Below are 18436 nucleotides of genomic sequence, written 5' to 3'. Positions count from 1 at the left end.
GTTGCGGTCCCAAAAACCCGGAACGGCCACCGACGCTGTCTCAGATCCGGTGGGTGGTCGCGGTCTCAAAGAACCCACGCGACGCAGCCGCCGGGAAGGCCCAGCCGCGGAACTGCCACCCAGGGGGCGCCGCAGCGGGCGAGGTCACAACGGTGGTCGGCGCTTGGTGAGGATCGGGTAACGGGTGGCGTATGTCGGGGAGACCCGGTGGTAATCGCGGCTGCCTAGCGTGACCGTTCGAGGACGACGCGTCGGACGGAAGGATCTGCCTGTGGCCGCCGATGTCACTCAGGTGCGTACCGTCTGCGGGTATTGCGGCGTCGGTTGCGGGATGGTGCTGGACGTCGCCCGGGATGCCGCCGGGCATCGCCGGGCGCTCAAGGTGGTCGGCGACAAGGCGCATCCGGCAAACGGCGGTCGCCTCTGCACCAAGGGCGCGACCAGCGCGGACCTGCTCGCGGCCGAGGGCCGGCTGGGGCACGCGCTGGTCCGGGACGAGCGGGGCGCCGAGCCGCGGGAGCAGCCGCTGGACGAGGCGATCGCGGAGACCGCGCGCCGACTGAAACAGGTCATCGACGAGCACGGCCCGGACGCGTTCGCCATGTACGTCTCCGGTCAGATGACGCTGGAGGCGCAGTACCTCGCGAACAAGCTGGTCAAGGGCTTCATCGGGACGAACAACATCGAGTCGAACTCGCGGCTGTGCATGGCCAGCGCGGGCACCGGCTACAAGTTGTCGCTGGGTGCGGACGGGCCGCCCGGCTCCTACGACGACCTGGACCACGCCGACGTCTTCTTCGTGATCGGCGCGAACATGGCGGACTGCCACCCGATCCTGTTCCTGCGGATGATGGAGCGGGTCAAGGCCGGCGCGAAGCTGATCGTCGTCGACCCGCGCCGCACCGCCACCGCCGACAAGGCCGACCTGTTCCTGCAGATCCGCCCGGGCACCGACCTGGCCCTGCTCAACGGCCTGCTGCACCTCGTCGAGAAGGACGAGGAGTTCATCGCGAAGCACACCGAGGGTTGGGCGGCGATGCCGGAGTTGCTCGCCGACTATCCGCCGGAGCGGGTGGCCGAGCTGACCGGCATCCCGGAGGCGGACATCCGCACCGCCGCCGAGTGGATCGACGGGAGCGCGAACTGGGTCACCCTGTGGACGATGGGCCTGAACCAGAGCACCCACGGCACCTGGAACACCAACGCGATCTGCAACCTGCACCTGGCGACCGGCGCGATCTGCCGGACCGGGAGCGGCCCGTTCTCGCTGACCGGCCAGCCGAACGCGATGGGCGGCCGGGAGATGGGCTACATGGGCCCGGGCCTGCCCGGACAGCGTTCGGTGCTGGTGCCGGCGGATCGGGAGCTGACCGAGGGGATCTGGGGGCTGCCCGGCGGCACGCTCCGCACCGAGGTGGGTAAGGGCACCGTCGACATGTTCGAGCAGATGGCCGCCGGTCGGATCAAGGCCTGCTGGATCATCTGCACGAATCCGGTCGCGTCGGTCGGCAACCGGAAGACGGTGATCGCCGGGCTGGAGGCCGCCGAGCTGGTGATCACCCAGGACGCGTTCGCGGAGACCGAGACGAACGCGTACGCGGACATCGCGTTGCCGGCCGCGATGTGGTCCGAGACCGACGGCATCATGATCAATTCGGAGCGCAACCTGACGCTGGTGCATCCCGTGGTGGACGCGCCCGGCGAGGCGATTCCGGACTGGCTGTTGATCGCTCGGGTCGCGGCCGAGATGGGTTTCAAGGACGCTTTCGAGTACGACGACGCGGCGCAGATCCTCGACGAGATCAAGCAGTTCGCGAACCCGCAGACCGGCTACGACCTGCGCGGAGTCTCCTACGAGCGACTGGCCGAGGGGTCGGTGCAGTGGCCGGCCGCGGTCGGCGGGCCGAGCCGGAACCCGATCCGCTACCGCACCGGCGACGGCGGCTTCCGCTTCGCGACCGCGAGTGGCAAGGCGGTCTTCCACGCCCGCCCGCACCTGGACGCGGCCGAGCTGCCCGACGACGACTACCCGTTCGTGCTGAACACCGGGCGCCTGCAGCACCAGTGGCACACGATGACCAAGACCGGCAAGATCGCCAAGCTCAACAAGCTCAACCCGGGCCCGTTCGTGGAGATCAACCCGGCGGACGCGGCGGCTCGTGACATCACCGAGGGTGACCAGGTGGAGATCGAGTCGCGTCGGGGCCGGGCGGTGCTGCCCGCGGTGATCACCGACCGGGTGATGCCGGGCGCCTGCTTCGCCCCGTTCCACTGGAACGACCTGTTCGGCGAGTACGTCAGCGTCAACGCGGTGACCAGCGACGCGGTCGATCCGCTGAGCTTCCAGCCGGAACTCAAGGTGTGTGCCGTCCAGCTGTCCAAGGTGCACGTGCAGAAGGAGCCGGCGCCGAGCGGCTCGATCCACGAGATGCTCGGGCTGGATCCGGCGCCGCCGGTGCTCACCGACGGTCAGCGCCGCTACCTGGCCGGCTTCCTCGCCGGGCTGCCGCCGGGGCGGCCGGACGCGCCGGTGCTGCCGGCCAACGCGCCGTTCGACCCGGACGCGACGATGTGGGTGAACGGGCTGCTCGCGGGCGTGTTCATCGCCGTACCGGAGAAGGCTCTTGATCTGGAAAAGCCGGCTGGCCCACGGCTGCAGATCCTGTGGGCGTCGCAGACCGGCAACGCCGAGGATTTCGCCCGCGGTCTGTCGGAACGGCTTTCCACGACCGGACACCAGATTTCGGTACGGGGGATGGACGCGGCCGCCGCCGAACTGCTCGACCCGGGCGCCGATCTCATCGTCGTGACCAGCACGTTCGGCGATGGTGACGCGCCCGACAACGGCGCCGCGTTCTGGCATTCGATCACCGGTGACGGCGCGCCGCGGCTGGACGGGCGCCGGTTCGCGGTGCTGGCGTTCGGCGACTCCAGCTACGACGACTTCTGCGGGCACGGCCGCCGTCTGGACGAGCGCCTGGCCGAGCTCGGCGCCGTCCGGCTGGCGCCGCGCGCCGACTGCGAGCCGGACTTCGAGGACACCGCCGCCGGCTGGCTGGAGTCGGTCGTCACGGCGCTGACCACCAAGCCGGTCCCGGCGCCGACCAAGGCCGCCCCGCTGAAGTCCACCCTGATCGGGAACCGCCTGCTCAGCGGGCCGGGCTCGGCGAAGGAGGTGCGCCGGTTCACGTTCGACACCGGCGGGCTGCTGGACTACCAGGCCGGTGACGCGCTCGGCGTCTGGCCGGTCAACGACCCGGAGCTGGTCAGCGAGTGGCTGTCCGTCACCGGCCTCACCCCGGACACCGCGGTCGAGCTGGACCGGATCGGCATGATCCCGTTCGACGAGGCGCTCGGCCGGCACCTGGACATCACGAAGATCACCACCGACCTGCTCCGGTTCACCGTCGAGCAGAGCGGGGACGTGCAGCTCAAGACGCTGCTGCGGCCGGACAACAAGGGTGAGCTGGCCAAGTGGGCGTGGGGCCGGCAGGCCGTCGACCTGATCGCCGAGCAGGGCGTGCGGGCGTCCGCGCAGGAGTGGGCCGGCGTGCTCAAGCGACTCCAGCCGCGACTGTATTCGATCAGCTCGACGCCGCTCGTCGACCCGGACCAGGTCAGCCTGACCGTGTCGGTGGTCCGCTTCGACAGCCTGCTCGGACGCTCGCGCAAGGGCGTCTGCTCGACGCACCTGGCCGACGCGCTGGACGATCCGGAGGTGCCGCTGTTCGTGCAGAAGGCGCCGCACTTCCGTCCGCCGGCCGACCCGGCCACCTCGATGATCATGGTGGGGCCGGGGACCGGGGTGGCGCCGTTCCTGGGCTTCCTGCAGGAGCGGCAGGCGACCGGCGCGTCCGGCGGGAACTGGCTGTTCTTCGGCGAGCAGCGGCGGGCGACCGATTTCTATTACCAGGAGGAGCTCGCGGCGCTCTCCGCGGCGGGCACCCTGACCCGGCTCGACCTGGCGTTCTCCCGGGACCAGCGGGCCAAGGTCTACGTCCAGGACCGGATGCGGGAGCAGGGCGCGCACCTGTGGGCCTGGCTGCAGGACGGCGCCCACTTCTACGTGTGCGGCGACGCCAGCCGGATGGCCAAGGACGTCGACCGGGCGCTGCACGAGATCGCGGTCAACCACGGCCGGTTGTCGCCGGAGGCCGCCACGGCCTACCTGAAGCAGCTCGCCGCCGACAAGCGCTATGTGCGGGATGTCTATTAGGACACGAACATGTGGAGATCCTGTGACAGGGGACCACAGTGGAGCGACCGGTCTGGATACGCTCCGCGGCGATGAACAAGATTCGCGCAGTTCTGGGGGCCGGCCTGGCCGCCACCATGTTCACCGGGGTGTTCGCGTCACCGGCGCGAGCAGCCGACACCACCGGACCGACGATCTCGGTCTACTACGAAGAGGCCGAGAACTACGTCAGCGTCTGGCACCAGCCCTCGGTCTACCTGTCCGACCCGGACGGGGTCAGCTACGGCGAGCTGCTGCTCAACGGCGAGCTGGTGACCAAGTTCGCCGACTTCGGCCCGCTCTGGCCGCTGGACACCCCGAACGGGCCGGCGACCATGACCATCCGGGCGTACGACCGAGCCGGCCACACCTCGGAGTACACCCGCAACATCGTCGTCGACAGCGACCAGCCGGTCGTCGGGCTCGCTCCGGCCAACGGCAAGCTGGTCCGCGGCGTGGTCAGCGCCGCGGTGACCTCGGTGCGGGACCAGACCGGCCTCGGCAAGCTGGAGTCGGCGATCGTCGGCGGCGCGCCGAACGTGCGGACCCGCAAGGCGCCCTGGTCGATCCCGCTCGACACCCGCAAGGTGACCGACGGCAAGCACGGCATCTTCTTCGCGGTCAGCGACAAGGCCGGCAACGCGGTCTACGCCGAGCGCACGGTCTACGTCGACAACACGCTGCCGTCGCTGTCGATCACCAAGGCGCCGAAGAACAAGGCCAAGGTCAGCGGCAAGTTCGGCGTGGTGGCGAAGGCCGGTGACAAGAACGGCGTGGCCAAGGTCCAGCTGCTGATCAACGGCAAGGTGGTCGGCACCGACACCAAGGCCGGCTGGGCGTTCACGGTCAACCCGAAGAAGTACGGGAAGAAGTTCACGCTGCGGCTGCGCGCCTACGACAAGGCGGGCAACGTCCGCTACTCGACGGTCCGTACCTACCGCCACTGACGGCTTACCGCATCTGCTGGCCTTTCCGTGCGGATAGGCCAGCAGATGCGGTCGTTATGGCGAGAATGCCGGAGCAGTTGCATGATGGCGTGATGGGCTGGGACGGGTTGAGCGCCGAGCAGCGTGCGCGGTGGATCACGGTGCTGGATCATCTGGGGAGTGCGCTGGACTCGCCGCCCGGGGTCGCGAGCCGGCTGGTGCTGGTGGACGGGACCGACGAGCGGGCGGGTCTGCTCGCCGACCGGCTGGCCGGGCGGTTGCGGGAGCTGGGGCGGCCGTGCGTGCGGCTGCCCGGCTCGTCCTGCGTCAGCGACCGGGACGGCTGGCCGGCCCGGGCGAACGGGACGCTGGTGATCGTGGACGGGCCGCACTGGCGGGCCGAGCCGGTGCCCTGGCAGCTGAGCATCTGGGTGCGCACCCCGCCGGCCCGGAAGAACGGGCACCACGGCTATCGCGGGGACGGCGCGGGCGCGGTGATCGACCTGCACGACCCGGGCTGGCCGGTGCTGCGGCACATCGAGCCGTGGCTGCTGCCCGGGGACTGGTGGTACCGGAGCGAGTCGCAGGCGTTCTTCGCCGCGCGGGCGGCGACCTGGGACACCAAGTTCGGTGCCGACATGCCCGCCTATGCGGCCGCGATCCGGGAGGCCGGGCTGGTCACCGGTGGGGTGGTGGCGGATGTCGGCTGCGGGACCGGGCGGGCGTTTCCGGCGATCCGGGACGCGATCGGGCCGTACGGGAAAATTCTGGGTCTTGATCTGACCCCGCAGATGCTTGCCGAGGCGCGACCCCGCGCTCGCGAGTGCGCGGCGGACCTGCTGCTCGCCGATGCGCGGCGGCTGCCGGTGGCGCGTGCCCGGGTGGACGCGGTGTTCGCCGCCGGGCTGGTCAACCACCTGCCGGACCCGGTCTCCGGGCTGGCCGAGCTGGCCCGGATCACCCGGCCGGGCGGCAAGCTGGTGCTCTTCCACCCGTCCGGCCGGGCCGCGCTGGCCGCGCGGCACGGCCGTGAGCTGCGGCCGGACGAACCGTTGGCGGAGGACGTGCTGCGTGAGTCGTCGGCGCGGGCCGGGTGGGCCCTGACCGGTTACGACGACTCGCCGCACCGGTTCCACGCGGTGGCGGTCCGTCAGTAGGCGGCGGCGCTCACGTAGACCCAGGCGCGGACGCCGGAGTCGAGCGACAGCAGCACCCGGTGGTAATCGTCCACTTCGTACTTATCGGCGGCGGAAAGCTCCTCCTCGGTCACCTCGAAGACCGTCCCCGGCACCCGGTCGGTGTCGGCACCGGTCTCCACGACGATCGGGTGGTGCGTCTTTCCGCTGGTCGCGGCGACGTCCGGGTCGGTGATCTCGAGGAGCCGCTCCGCGTAACCGGGCAGCGCGTCCGCCCGGCCCTCCAGGTCCCGTCCGAAATTGGCCCGCTGGACAGCGGGATCCTGCAGAGTGCCGTACGAGAAGAGCAGAGGCATGCCCTGATCCTGCCCGGTGGGGCCGGGCTGAATCAGGGCGCGTCCCGGGTTTTAGGACCGCGGGGGTAGCGGTGGGTGCCTGGGTGGCCACGGCAACGCCGTCATTGATGCCCGAGTGTCCAATTTGTACACTATGTTTCACGTGAAACACTACTGAGAGCAACCGTCGATCGGTGCTCAGGCCGAATAGACGCGCCGGCCGGAGACGAAGGTCTCGTCGACCTTCGCCCGGAAAATCTCCGCGGCGGGTTCGTCGAACGGGTCGCGGTCCAGCACCACGAGGTCCGCGACATTTCCGGTACGGACGCTGCCACTGTCATCGCGGTGATTCAGGTACCCGCTCCCGGCCGTGTACGCCGCCAGCGCCGTCCCCAGATCCAGCCGCTGCCCGGGCAGGAACACCCGCCCGTCGTCCGCGCCCGGAGCCGTCCGGTTCACCGCCACGTGGATGCCCTCGATCGGGTTCGGGCTGCTCACCGGCCAGTCCGAGCCGGCCGCCAGGGTCACCCCGGCGCGCAGCAGGTCGCCGAACGGGTACTGCCGCTCGGCCAGTCCCGGCGCGAGGAACGGGATGGTCAGCTCGTCCATCTGCGGCTCGTGCGCGGCCCACAGCGGCTGCAGGTTCGCGGTCGCCCCGAGCCGCCGGAACCGCGGGATGTCGGCCGGGTCGACGACCTGCAGGTGCGCCAGGTGCGGCCGGGTGTCCCGGAAGCCGTTCTTCGCCCGGGCCGTCTCGATCGCGTCCAGGGCCTCGCGGACCGCCCGGTCGCCGAGCGCGTGGAAGTGCACCTGGAAGCCGAGCGCGTCCAGTTCGGTGACGTAGCTGTTCAGCAGCGCCGGGTCGACGAAGCTCAGCCCGCTGTTCGGCGTCGGGCAGCCGCACGCGTCCAGGTAGGGCGCGGTCATCGCGGCGGTGAAGTTCTCCGCCACGCCGTCCTGCATGATCTTCACGGTCGAGCAGGTCAGCCGCCCGAGGGTGAGCTGCTCGCGGTGCGCGACGAGCTCGGCGATCTGGTCCGCGCCGCGATCCCGGTCCCACCACAGCGCGCCGGTCACCGCCGCGGTCAGCCAGCCCTCGGCGGCCGCGGCGCGGTAGGCGTCGGCCGGATCCGGGTAGCCGTTCGAGCCGCGCAGCATCGCGTCCTGCCAGCCGGTGATGCCCAGCGAGTGCAGCAGCGTCTGGGCCCGCCGCAGCCCGGCCACCAGCTCGGCCGGGGTGGTCGCCGGGATCAGCGCACTGACCAGCGACATCGCGCCCTCCTGCAGCGCGCCGACCGGGTGGCCGGCGCCGTCCCGGTTGAGCACGCCGTCGGCCGGATCCGGGGTATCCCGGGTGATCCCGGCGCGGTCCAGGGCCACCGAGTTGACCCAGGCGCCGTGGTGGTCCCGGTTGGTCAGGTAGACCGGGCGGTCCGGGACGACCCGGTCGAGCAGGTCCGCGGTCGGCACGCCGCCCGGGAAGCTCTCCATCGACCAGCCGCTGCCGGTGATCCATTCCCGGTCCGGGTGGGCGGCCGCGTAGGCGGCGATCCGGGACAGGTACTCGTCCAGGTCGGTCGTCCCGGTCAGGTCGCACTGCCCCATCTCCACCCCGCCGAAGACGGCGTGCACGTGCGCGTCCTGGAAGCCGGGGATCAGCAGCCGACCGGCCAGGTCGACCACCTCGGTGGCCGGCCCGCGCAGCTCGTCCAGGTCGTGCCCGACCGCGACGATCCGCCCGTCCCGGACGGCCACCGCGGTCGCCCGGGATCGGGCCGCGTCGGCGGTGAACACCGGGCCACCGGTGAAGAGCAGGTCAGCGGCGGTCATACGGTCTCCTCGAGACGAGCTTTGCGGAAGTACGGCGAACGGCGGCGCCACTTGGCACTCGCGGCGGCGACCAGGCCGATCACCACGATGATCACGGGTGCGGCCAGGTTGAACCAGCCGTTCTCCACGCTGATCGCGAAGCCGTCGCTGAGCGTGGCGTAGTAGACGGCGAGATAGCCACCGAGGGCGAGCAACGCCGTACCGGAGAGCAGCGGGATCCAGGTGGCGCGCAGGCCCTCGCCGCGGAAGCGGACCGCGGCGGCGATCGCGGTGAGTCCGTAGTAGACCGCCACGAGCAGGCCGATGGTGTTCACCGCGGCCAGGATCGCCTGGTTGAGCGTGGGGATCGCGAACTCCAGCAAGGCCACGAAGCCGGCCACGACGGCGATCACGACGGTCCCGGCGGCGGGCGCGCCACGCTCGTTGAGCCGGGCCCAGAACGGGCCGAGCGTCCGGTCCCGGCTCATCGCCAGGGTGAGCCGCGCGGTCGGGATCACCCCGGACTGCACCGACGCGATCGCCGAGAACATCAGCGCGAGCAGCGGCAGCGACGCCCACGGCTCGCCGGCCAGCTTCGCGGCGTAGTAGCTGAGGCCCTGCGCGCCGTTCGCGGCCAGCTCCTCGGTGGGCAGGACGCGCTGGAACGCGATCGAGCCGAGCACGAACAGGCCGAGCATGGTGAAGAGCGCGATGTACCCGCCGCGGGCGGCGTCCTCCGGGTTCCGGGTCTCCTCGGTGACGCTGAACGCGGCGTCCCAGCCCCAGTAGAAGAAGACCGCCAGTACCAGGCCCTGGGCCAGCCCGCTGAACGAGTCGAAGGCGAACGGGTTCAGCCAGGAGAGCGAGAACGGCTGGTCACCGACGATCAGGCCCCAGCCGCAGAAGACGATCAGCACGGCGTACTCGAAGATCAGCAGGTATTTCTGGAAGCTCGCGGCGTGCTCGACGCCGCGGATCGCGGTCCAGGTGACCGCGGCCAGCACGACCAGGCCGATCAGGGTGCACTGCGCGGTGGAGTTCGGGTCGAGGCCGTGCAGGCCGAGCTTGTCGGCGGTCTGGATGAGCAGCGAACCGCAGATCGCGGTGGTGTAGGCCAGGAAGATCACGGTGCCGGCCACCGGGATCCAGCCGGCCAGGAAGCCGAGCCACGGGCCGAGCGTGCTGCCCACCCAGGTGTAGCCGGCGCCGCAGTTCGGCTCGGAGCGGTTCAGCCGGGCGTAGGCGCCGGCGATGCCGAGCATCGGCAGGAACGCCAGCACCAGCAGGATCGGGACCTGCCGGCCGACGGTCGCGGCGAGCACGCCGGTGCCGATCGCGATGCTGGTGGTGGCGGCGGTGCTGGACGCGGCGATGACGACGCCGTCTATGACGCCGAGTGATTTCGGCATGGCTGAGCTCATGGGACTCCCTGCTCGCGTGACCCTGGCCACAGATGCAACGTCATCTGAACAGTGATGTCAACAGCGTTCACAACGTTGTTTCATTAGGATGTGGTCATGGCGAAGCGCGAGCGGGGATCACTGAGCCGGGCCGAGATCGTCAAGGTCGCCCTGGAGGTGGCCGAGGCGGACGGCGCGGACGCGCTGACGTTCCGGCGGCTCGGGCCCGCGCTCGGGGTCGCCCCGACGGCGGTGCTGCGGCACTTCCGGGACAAGGACGAGCTGCTGCTGGCGATCGGCGCGCAGCTGCTGGAGAACGCGCTGGCCGAGGTGGACCTGGCCGAGCCGAGCTGGCGGGAGCGGCTGCTGTCGCTGGCCCGGGCGAGCCGCCGGGCGTTCGTGGCACACCCGCGGGTGGCCGCGCTGGTGGCGACGCGGACGCTGCGGCAGGAGGCGGAGTTCCGTACCGTCGAATTGATTCTCGGCGCCCTGGCGCAGGCCGGGTTGAGCGGCCGGGAGGCCGCCAGCATGTACCGGGTGGTCGCCGACACCATCCTGGCGTGGACCGCCTTCGAGGCCACCGTGCACGCCGTCGGCCTGGACGTGATGCACCGCGACGGCCTCGCCTGGACCAGGGAGTACGTGGTGCTGCCGGCCGACCGCTACCCGCACATCCGCGCGGTCGCGGAACACCTGAGCGAGGTCGACCGGGAGGACCAGTTCGAGCTCGCGCTCAACCTGGTCCTCGACGCGGTCGAGGCCCGCGCGGCCCGGGGACGCTAACTGGGCGCGTGCGCCGCGAGGAACGCCTTGGCCATCGCGGACGCCACGTCGGCCGGGTCGTTGGCGGCCACCGCCACGCCGCCGGTCGCCTTGGCCATGCCGTTGAGCGCGGACATGTCGGCGTTCGCGCCGTAGCCGACCGCGATGATCGGCACCGGGCGCGCCGGGTCCCGCTCGGCGGCCAGCTTGCCCTGGAACTCCTGGTTGGTCATGGCGAAGCGGGAGCCCTGGTCCATCCCGTCGGTGAGCACCACGACCAGGGTGACCGTGCCCGGCTTGGCCTTGGCCCGCATCGCGTCCAGCCCGTCCAGCACGGTCTGGTAGAGCGGCGTGCCGGCGTTGCCGATCGCGCTGTACTGACTGATCCGCGCGCCGAGCACCTCCCGGCGCGTCTTGGCGCCGATCTTGCCGTTGATCGGGCCGAACGTCAGCGCCTCGGAGTGCGCCGGGCTGGTCGCCTTCGGGGTGGCGAAGTACCACAGCCCGATGTCGGTCTCCTCGCCGAACAGCTGGCTGGCGTTCAGGCCGGTGGTACGCAGCAGCCCGGCCTTGGTGGTGGCCTTACCGCCCTTGTCGCTGATCTTCTCGTTCATCGAGCCGGAGCCGTCGATCAGCAGCAGCACCTGGAAGTCCAGCGTCTTGTACTGGGACCACTGCAGGGCCAGGGTCATGATCTGATCCGGCTTCGCCGGCATCGGCAGTAGCCCGGCCGGCTCGTCGGTGCGGAAACCGGCCGCGGTCAGCACGGCCGGGGTGAGCGCGGCGCGGAGCTTGGCGGTCAGGTCCCGGTCCGCTGCCGGGCTGACGGCGTACGGATAATCCGCCGCCACCAGTCCGTCGACCGGAGCCGCCCCGCCGAGCGGGACCGCGTGCCCGCCCTTCTGGTACGCCCCGAGCTGCTGCTCGGTCACCGCGAACACACCCACGTCGGCGCTGCCCCCGGCGGCCTTCGCCAGCAGCGTGGCCGGGTCGGTCGCGGCGTCGGTCAGCCGGCTGCGCAACGTCAGCGCCCGCAGCTGGGCGATGCCCTGGTCCGGCGTGGTCCGGTTCATCGCCTGGTGGATCGCGTAGACCGAGAGCATCCCGACGGTGTCGTGCATCGGGTCGGCCATCGTGACCGACGGCAGCCGGTGCTCGGTCGCGGCCTTGGCGATCAGCGCCCACGCGGTTTTGCCGTCCTTGGCGAGCTGGTCGACGACCGGTTGCGGGCCGGCCACCACGATCGGCGAGCGGGCCAGCGGCGGACCGTCGGCGGTGTAGGTGAGCCCGTCGCCGGCGGCGATCCGCAGCCAGAGCGTGCTGGACGGGATCCACACGTCCGGGCGGCTCTTGGCGGTCTCGGTGACCGCCGGCTGCTCGGCGGTGACCTGGATCGGGCCGCAGTCGGAGCCGCCGTTCGCGGCCTTCGCGGCGGCCTGGACGACCGGGGCGATCTCCGGGGCGGCGGCGACCCGCAGCCGCACGTCACAGGCGGGCGCGGCGACCGGCTCGGGGGTGGGCGCGGCCGGATCCCGCTGTGCCCAGAAGATCCCGGCACCGGCCAGGAGCAGCAGCACCACCACCGCGATCAGCATCGGGCGGGACACCCGGATCCGGCGGGGCGCGGCGAGCGGCATCTGGGCGAAGCGCTCGACGGCGGCGCTGACCGGCTTGGCCGCCTCGGCCGTGGCCGGGCCGGTGCCGCCGGGGCGGTTGCGGAACGGGTCGTCGTGCAGGTTGGTGGCGGCGTTGCGCTGCCAGCGTTCGCGGCGGCGCTTGCGCAGGAGGAGCAGCACGGCAACGACCGCCGCCAGCACGACGAGCAGCAGCAGGGTGACGACCACGCGTCGTCCTCTCATTTTCCCGGAAAGGTGCGAAGTGGACGGTAGGTGCGCGCTGCTGAACGCGGTCACCGGGACGGCGTGAAGCCTTGGTGAACGACCTTGATTGTTGATCCTTCACGGAAAGTTCATGGTTAGGTCAGAACTGTCCAACATGCCCGGTGTACGTCGCTGAACTGCGGTTATGCCGACCTCGGCAGTCTGGGTGGCGGCTTAGCATCGCGATGCCGCCCCCAGGTCAGCGAAGAGGAGATCACGGGTGCAACTACCGTCCTGGACTGATCTCGGCAACTTCCTCGAGAGTCATCGCCAGCCCCTGCTGGCCGGGCTCGCGGCCGTGGAACTGCTGATCATCCTGATCGTCGTGCTTCGCTGGTTCAACCGGAAGTACGGGCTGCGCCGCCAGTTCCGGCGCCTCGGCCGCTTCCTCGCCGCCGTCGGGCGGGACGCGATCGCGCCGATCCGCCGGGCGCTGCGCTTCCGTCGCGGCGTGCAGCTGATCGCCGGGCGCTATGCCGGCTCCGACCCGGTGGCGGACGCCCGCGAGGCGCTGGAATCGGCCCGGGCCGTGCTGGGTGACCGGGACGACTGCTGGCCGTACCTGGTGCTCGCCGGCCCCGAGCGGGTCGTCGTCGGCCTCGCCGGGCACGGCCGCCTGCCCGAGCCGGACCCGAAGGTCACGCCGTGGCGGACCGACGGGCACCGGTGGACCGCCGCCCGGCCGCTGCCGGCCCGGCCCGACGCCACCGTGGCCCGGCCCGGCCCGCTGCCGGTCACCGTCGGTGTCGCCGGGGACGACCTGGTGCTGCTCGACCTGGCCCGCTCGCCGGGCATCGTGTCGGTGCACGGCGCGCCCGGACCGATGGACCGGCTCGTCGCGGCGCTGGCCAAACAGCTCGGCGAGGCGCTGCGGACCGGGCTGATCGACCGCCTGCTGGTGCACAAGGCCGACGGGCCGGGACTCGGTGAGGCCCTCGAGGAGCTGCGTCAGCAGCCGCCCGGGACCGGGCGGACGGTACTGGTCTGCGACCGGCCCAAGGAGCGGGCGGCCGCGCTGATCGGCAAGCTGTGCGCCCGGGATCCGGGGCTGCTGGTGCTGGTGGCGGGGTATGTGCCGGGGTCGCGGTGGCGGCTGCGGGTGAACGTCAGCGGGTGGGTGATCTCGCCGGAGCTGGGGATCGAGGCGGACTCGGCGCCGTTGGGGCAGGGGCTCGATCTCGCCCGGACCTGGCGGGAGACCCCGCCGCAGCCGAAGCGGTGGGAGATGCCGCCGAAGCCGCCCGGCGCTCCCAAACCCGACATTTCCGTTAAGGTCGGCGCCGCCAAGCCGCCGCCCATCGCCGCGCCGGCGCCGCGCCTCCCAGAGCCGCCGAAGCCGGTCAAGCCGCCGAAATCGGCCCCCACCGATCTGGTCGAGCCCGCGACCACCACCACGACCGACGCCGTCACCGCCCGCTCCGGAGACTGACCATGCGCACCCTCCTCACCCTCGCCGGCCGCGACCACGCCCTGGACGTGCAGGTGGACACCCAGGTCGCGGCGCTCACCGAGAAGTTCGGCGACACCCCCGACTGGTACCTGGACGGCAAACGGCTGCGCCCCACCGACACCGTCAGCGAGGCCGGCCTGTTCACCGGCGTACGCGTCGGTCTCGGTCACCCGGTCCCGGCCAAGCCGGTCCGGGACCTCCCCGGCGATGCCCGGGTCCACTGGCTGGAGGTGCACGCCGTCGGTGGCCCGGCCGCCGGCCGGATCTGGCCGGTCGGACTCGGCACCCACGACATCGGCGGCGCCCCCGGCTCGGCGATCGACCCGGGCGGCCCCGGCCTGCCCTCGCACGGCGCCCGGCTGACCGTCGACGAGCGCGGGCACGCCTGGGTGACCGCGGCCCGGGACGGCAGCGCCCGGCTGACCATCGCCCGCCCGCCGGACGAGGCGGACGTGGCGGTGCCCGCGGGACATCGCCGGGACGGGGCCCGGCGCTGGCTGCCCGGTGTCGACCTGGCCGTCGGCGAGACGCTGCTGCGCCTGGTGGAGCGGTCCGCGCCGGACGCCGCGGTGACCCCGGCGACGGACGTGCCGGTGCTCGACTTCAACCGGCCGCCGCGGATCGTGCCGCCGCTGCTGTTCTCCCGCAAGCGGCTGCCGACGCCGCCGGCGAAGCCGTCCCGCCGGCCGATCCCGGTGCTCGTCGCGCTCGCGCCGATGGTGATGGGCCTGGCGTTCGTGCTGGTCTTCCACTCGCTGTTCTACCTGATCATCATGGCGTTCAGCCCGATCCTGGCGGTCGCCAACTGGTGGTCGGACCGGCGCAGCGGCCGCAAGAAGTACCGGGCCGACATGGCCGAGTACACGATCAAGCGGGCCGAGGCGATCGCCGCCCTGACCGGCTCGGTCGACCACGAGCGGGCCGCCCGGTGCGAGGCCTCGCCGGACCCGGCGACTGTCTTCCTGACCGTGGTCGGCCCCGGCCGCCGGCTCTGGGAGCGCCGTCGCCGCGACCCGGACCACCTGGTGCTGCGGGTCGGCACGATGGACCAGCCGTCGCTGATCGAGATCGAGGACCCGGCCCGCCCGGAGGGGGAGCGCCAGATCCGCTGGACGGTCGCCGACGTCCCGGTCACCCTGGACATGGTCGACCGCGGGGTGATCGGCCTGGCCGGCGCCGAGGACACCCGGTACGCCGTGGCCCGCTGGCTGGTGATGCAGTCCGCCGCCCTGCACAGCCCCCGCGACCTGCGCGTGCACGTGCTCACCGAGGCGGCCGGGCAGGACCGCTGGGCGTGGGTGCGCTGGCTGCCGCACACCCGACCGCCGGACGAGCCGGTCGGACGCCCGTACACGATGATCGGAAATGATCCGGAGACGGTGGCGAACCGCGTCGCCGAGCTGGTGTCCCTGATCACCGCGCGGCAGAAGGCCCGCGGCTCGCAGCTCGGCCAGGTGATGTTCACCGAGCCGGACGTGCTGCTGATCATGGACGGCGCCCGCCGGCTGCGCGAGGTGCCCGGCATGGTCCAGGTGCTCACCGAGGGGCCGGCCGTCCGGGTCTTCGCGATCTGCATCGACGCCGAGGAACGCCTGCTCCCGGAGGAGTGCATGGCGGTCGTCCGGGCCGACGAGGACGGCCTGACCTGCCGCCAGACCGGGGTGCCGGAGGCGACCGCGGTACGGCCGGACGCGGTGACGCCGTACTGGTGCGACCGGGTGGCCCGGGCGATGGCCCCGCTGCGCGACGTCACCCCGGACGAGACCGCCGGCCTGCCGAACACCGCCCGCCTGCTGGACCTGCTCGACGCCGACCCGCCGCGGGCCGACGACCTGGCCGCCCGGTGGACCCGGCAGCCGGCCTCGACCTCGTTCCTGATCGGCGCCGGCTTCGACGGCCCGGTCACCCTGGACCTGGTCCGGGACGGGCCGCACGCGCTGATCGCGGGCACCACCGGCGCCGGCAAGTCGGAGCTGCTGCAGACCCTGGTGGCCGGGCTGGCCGCGGCGAACCGGCCGGACGAGCTGACCTTCGTGCTGGTCGACTACAAGGGCGGCAGCGCCTTCCACAGCTGTGTCCGGCTGCCGCACACCCTGGGCATGGTCACCGACCTGGACAGCGCGCTGGTCACCCGGGCCCTCGACTCGCTCGCCGCCGAGCTGCGCCGCCGCGAGGAGATCCTGGCCCGGGCCGCCGCCAAGGACCTGCCGCGGTACCGGCTGATGCGCCAGCGGGACCCGTCGCTGCCCGCGGTGCCCCGGCTGGTGCTGGTCATCGACGAGTTCGCGACGCTGGCCCGGGAGGTGCCGGAGTTCATCCCGGGCCTGGTCAGCATCGCGCAGCGGGGCCGTTCGCTGGGCATCCACCTGATCCTGGCCACCCAGCGGCCGGCCGGCGTGGTCACCTCGGACATCCGGGCGAACACCAACCTGCGGATCGCGCTGCGGGTCACCGACCCGCAGGAGAGCTCCGACGTGATCGACGTGCCGGACGCCGCGATGATCCCGGGCGCGGTGCCCGGGCGGGCGCTGGTGCGGCTGGCACACCGGTCGACGGTGCCGTTCCAGACCGCGTACGCGGGCGCCGTCCACGGCGAGGTGGTCAAGGTCGCCGCCCCGGTCGAGGGGGTGGAGCTGCCCTGGACGAAGCTGGGCCGGGTGCTCCCGCCGCCGGCCCGGCCGATCGAGCTGGAGGAGGCCGACGAGCTGGCCGCCACCGAGCTGGACGTGCTGGTCGACGCGCTCGTCGAGGCCGCCCACGACCTGGAGGTGGAGCCGCAGCCGAGCCCGTGGCTGCCGCCGCTCGCCCCGACGGTGCTGCTGGACGACCTCACCACCGGGCGCCGGATCGCGCCGTTCGCGCTGGCCGACATCCCCGAGCAGCAGGCGCAGCGGGTGCTGGGCTGCGATCTGTCCGCGATGGGCCACCTCTACGTGCTGGGCGCGTCCCGCTCCGGCCGCTCGCAGCTGCTGCGGACGCTGGGGGCGTCGCTGGTGCGTACGTACTCCTGCGCCGACGTGCACTTCTACGCGATCGACGCGGCCGGCGGCGCGATGGCCGCGCTGACCGAGTTCCCGCACACCGGGGCGGTGGTCCCGCGGACCGACATGGAACGGGTGGAACGCCTGTTCAGCCGGATCCGGGCCGAGGTGACCCGGCGGCACGAGCTGCTCGCCAAGCACTCCTGCGCCGGCCTCGACGAGCTGCGCGCGGCGCTGCCCGAGGCGGACCGGCCGGCCCACCTGGTGATGTTCGTCGACGGGTGGGACTCGCTCGCCGCGGTGCTCACCGAGCACGACGGCGGCCGGCTCTACGAGCTGATGCTCGGCCTGCTCCGGGAGGGTCCGGCGGCCGGTCTGCACCTGGTGATGTCGTCCGAGCGCGGCCTGCTCTCCGGCCGGGCGGCGGGCCTGAACGACTACAAGATCATGCTGCGGATGACCGACCGGACCGACTATTCGAGCATCGGGGTCAGCCCGCGCCGGGTGCCCGAGGTGGTCCCGGCCGGCCGGGGCTGGAGCTCGCTGGACCGCGCCGAGGTCCAGGTCGCGCTGCTCACCGCGGACCCGTCCGGGCAGGCCCAGGCCGAGGCGATGCGCAAGATCGCGGTCCGGACCGCGCACCGCGACTCGTCCGTGCCGGCCGGCCTGCGCCCGTTCCCGGTCGCGATGCTGCCCAGCACGGTCACCTTCGCCGACGCGATCGCCCTGATGCCGGAGTCCGACCGGCGCCCACTGCGGGCCCTGCTCGGTCTCGGTGGCGACGCCGGCGCGCCGATCACGGTCGACTTCGCCGGCCAGCAGAACACGTTCCTGGTGGCCGGCCCGCCCGGCTCGGGCCGGAGCAACACGCTCGCCACGTTCGCGATCTCGCTGCTGGCCGCCGGCACCGCGCTGGTCGTGCTCACCCCGCGCGAGTCGCCGCTGCGCAAGCTCGCCGTGCACGGCAACGTGACCGTCTTCGACGGCGCCAACCCGGACCCGGCCCAGTTCACCGCGGCGGTCGAGCGGGCCGGCGGCCCGGTGGTGGTGCTGGTCGACGACGTGGACCTGTTCGGCTTCGCGAACCCGATCGACCCGGCCCTGCGGCAGATCGTCGCGACCGGCCGGGACCGCGGCATCGGCCTCGCCTACGCCGGCACCGCGGAGACGCTGAGTCAGGCGCTGGGCGGCTGGGTCGCCGAGGCGCGCCGCTCCCGGCAGGGTGTGCTGCTGGCCCCGCAGACGTCGATCGAGGGTGACCTGGTCGGCATGCGGGTGCCCCCGGCACTGCTGCGCTCCGGCAGCCGGCCGGGCCGCGGCCACATCCCGGACCCGGCGGCCGGTTCGCTGAGTTCGATCGCCATCCCGCACACGGTGCTCAAATAAAATTCGGTACGACGTGAGCCCACGCCCGTGGCCCGCCCGCCGCGACGTCCGCGCTGCTCCGGGCGGTGCCGCGCGGCGCGCGCGGGCGGGTGAGCACGGCTGTCCGAACCCATATGCAGATTGACTGTATATAGCGA

The 18436-nt window shown here is 72.3% G+C and carries 10 protein-coding genes; 6 read left to right on the top strand and 4 right to left on the bottom strand.

What is annotated here, in order from left to right:
- The first annotated feature begins 271 nt into the window (after nt 1–271).
- The 3 genes from L3i22_RS52320 to L3i22_RS52310 all read left to right on the top strand — a co-directional run bounded on the left by L3i22_RS52320 (nt 272) and on the right by L3i22_RS52310 (nt 6317).
- A complete protein-coding gene (locus L3i22_RS52320; protein ID WP_221324798.1) occupies nt 272–4216 on the top strand; it encodes a bifunctional nitrate reductase/sulfite reductase flavoprotein subunit alpha in 3945 nt (1314 codons plus the stop codon).
- Nucleotides 4217–4287: 71 nt separating this feature from the next.
- Nucleotides 4288–5181: an Ig-like domain-containing protein gene (locus L3i22_RS52315; RefSeq protein ID WP_221324797.1), complete on the top strand. Its 894-nt coding sequence runs from the start codon at nt 4288–4290 to the stop codon at nt 5179–5181.
- A gap of 56 nt (nt 5182–5237) precedes the next feature.
- Nucleotides 5238–6317 carry a class I SAM-dependent methyltransferase gene (locus L3i22_RS52310; RefSeq protein WP_255657806.1) on the top strand — a complete coding sequence of 360 codons (1080 nt, stop codon included), beginning with the start codon at nt 5238–5240 and terminating at the stop codon, nt 6315–6317.
- On the opposite strand, the gene L3i22_RS52305 is transcribed toward L3i22_RS52310, so the two are convergent.
- The 3 genes from L3i22_RS52305 to L3i22_RS52295 all read right to left on the bottom strand — a co-directional run bounded on the left by L3i22_RS52305 (nt 6311) and on the right by L3i22_RS52295 (nt 9849).
- Complete coding sequence (locus L3i22_RS52305) at nt 6311–6652, bottom strand: gamma-glutamylcyclotransferase family protein (RefSeq protein ID WP_221324796.1); 342 nt, start codon at nt 6650–6652, stop codon at nt 6311–6313. The two genes, L3i22_RS52310 and L3i22_RS52305, sit on opposite strands and share 7 nt — an antisense overlap.
- A 177-nt stretch (nt 6653–6829) precedes the next feature.
- Nucleotides 6830–8461, bottom strand: a complete 1632-nt coding sequence (locus L3i22_RS52300; RefSeq protein ID WP_221324795.1) for an amidohydrolase — start codon at nt 8459–8461, stop codon at nt 6830–6832.
- The gene (locus L3i22_RS52295; RefSeq protein ID WP_221324794.1) at nt 8458–9849 is read right to left on the bottom strand and encodes an APC family permease; all 1392 of its coding nucleotides are present in this window, start codon (nt 9847–9849) and stop codon (nt 8458–8460) included. The genes L3i22_RS52300 and L3i22_RS52295 overlap by 4 nt, the downstream gene beginning before the upstream one ends.
- 108 nt (nt 9850–9957) lie before the next feature.
- On the opposite strand from L3i22_RS52295, the gene L3i22_RS52290 reads away from it, so the two are divergent.
- Nucleotides 9958–10623 (top strand): TetR/AcrR family transcriptional regulator C-terminal domain-containing protein, encoded by a 666-nt coding sequence (locus L3i22_RS52290; RefSeq protein ID WP_221324793.1) that lies wholly within the window; start codon nt 9958–9960, stop codon nt 10621–10623.
- Here L3i22_RS52290 and L3i22_RS52285 read toward each other — a convergent pair.
- Nucleotides 10620–12446 (bottom strand): substrate-binding domain-containing protein, encoded by a 1827-nt coding sequence (locus L3i22_RS52285; protein WP_221324792.1) that lies wholly within the window; start codon nt 12444–12446, stop codon nt 10620–10622. The genes L3i22_RS52290 and L3i22_RS52285 overlap by 4 nt on opposite strands.
- A 256-nt stretch (nt 12447–12702) precedes the next feature.
- Between L3i22_RS52285 and L3i22_RS52280 the strand changes: the two genes are divergently transcribed.
- Both L3i22_RS52280 and L3i22_RS52275 read left to right on the top strand, forming a co-directional pair.
- Nucleotides 12703–13911 carry a hypothetical protein gene (locus L3i22_RS52280; protein ID WP_221324791.1) on the top strand — a complete coding sequence of 403 codons (1209 nt, stop codon included), beginning with the start codon at nt 12703–12705 and terminating at the stop codon, nt 13909–13911.
- 2 nt (nt 13912–13913) lie between these two features.
- The gene (locus L3i22_RS52275) at nt 13914–18299 is read left to right on the top strand and encodes an FtsK/SpoIIIE domain-containing protein (RefSeq protein WP_221324790.1); all 4386 of its coding nucleotides are present in this window, start codon (nt 13914–13916) and stop codon (nt 18297–18299) included.
- Nucleotides 18300–18436: the final 137 nt, after the last annotated feature.

It is taken from the genome of Actinoplanes sp. L3-i22 (assembly GCF_019704555.1).
In the GTDB taxonomy this organism is placed as follows: domain Bacteria; phylum Actinomycetota; class Actinomycetes; order Mycobacteriales; family Micromonosporaceae; genus Actinoplanes.
The sequence above is the reverse complement of the archived record's forward strand: the minus strand, read 5'-3'. Positions and strand labels throughout refer to the sequence as shown.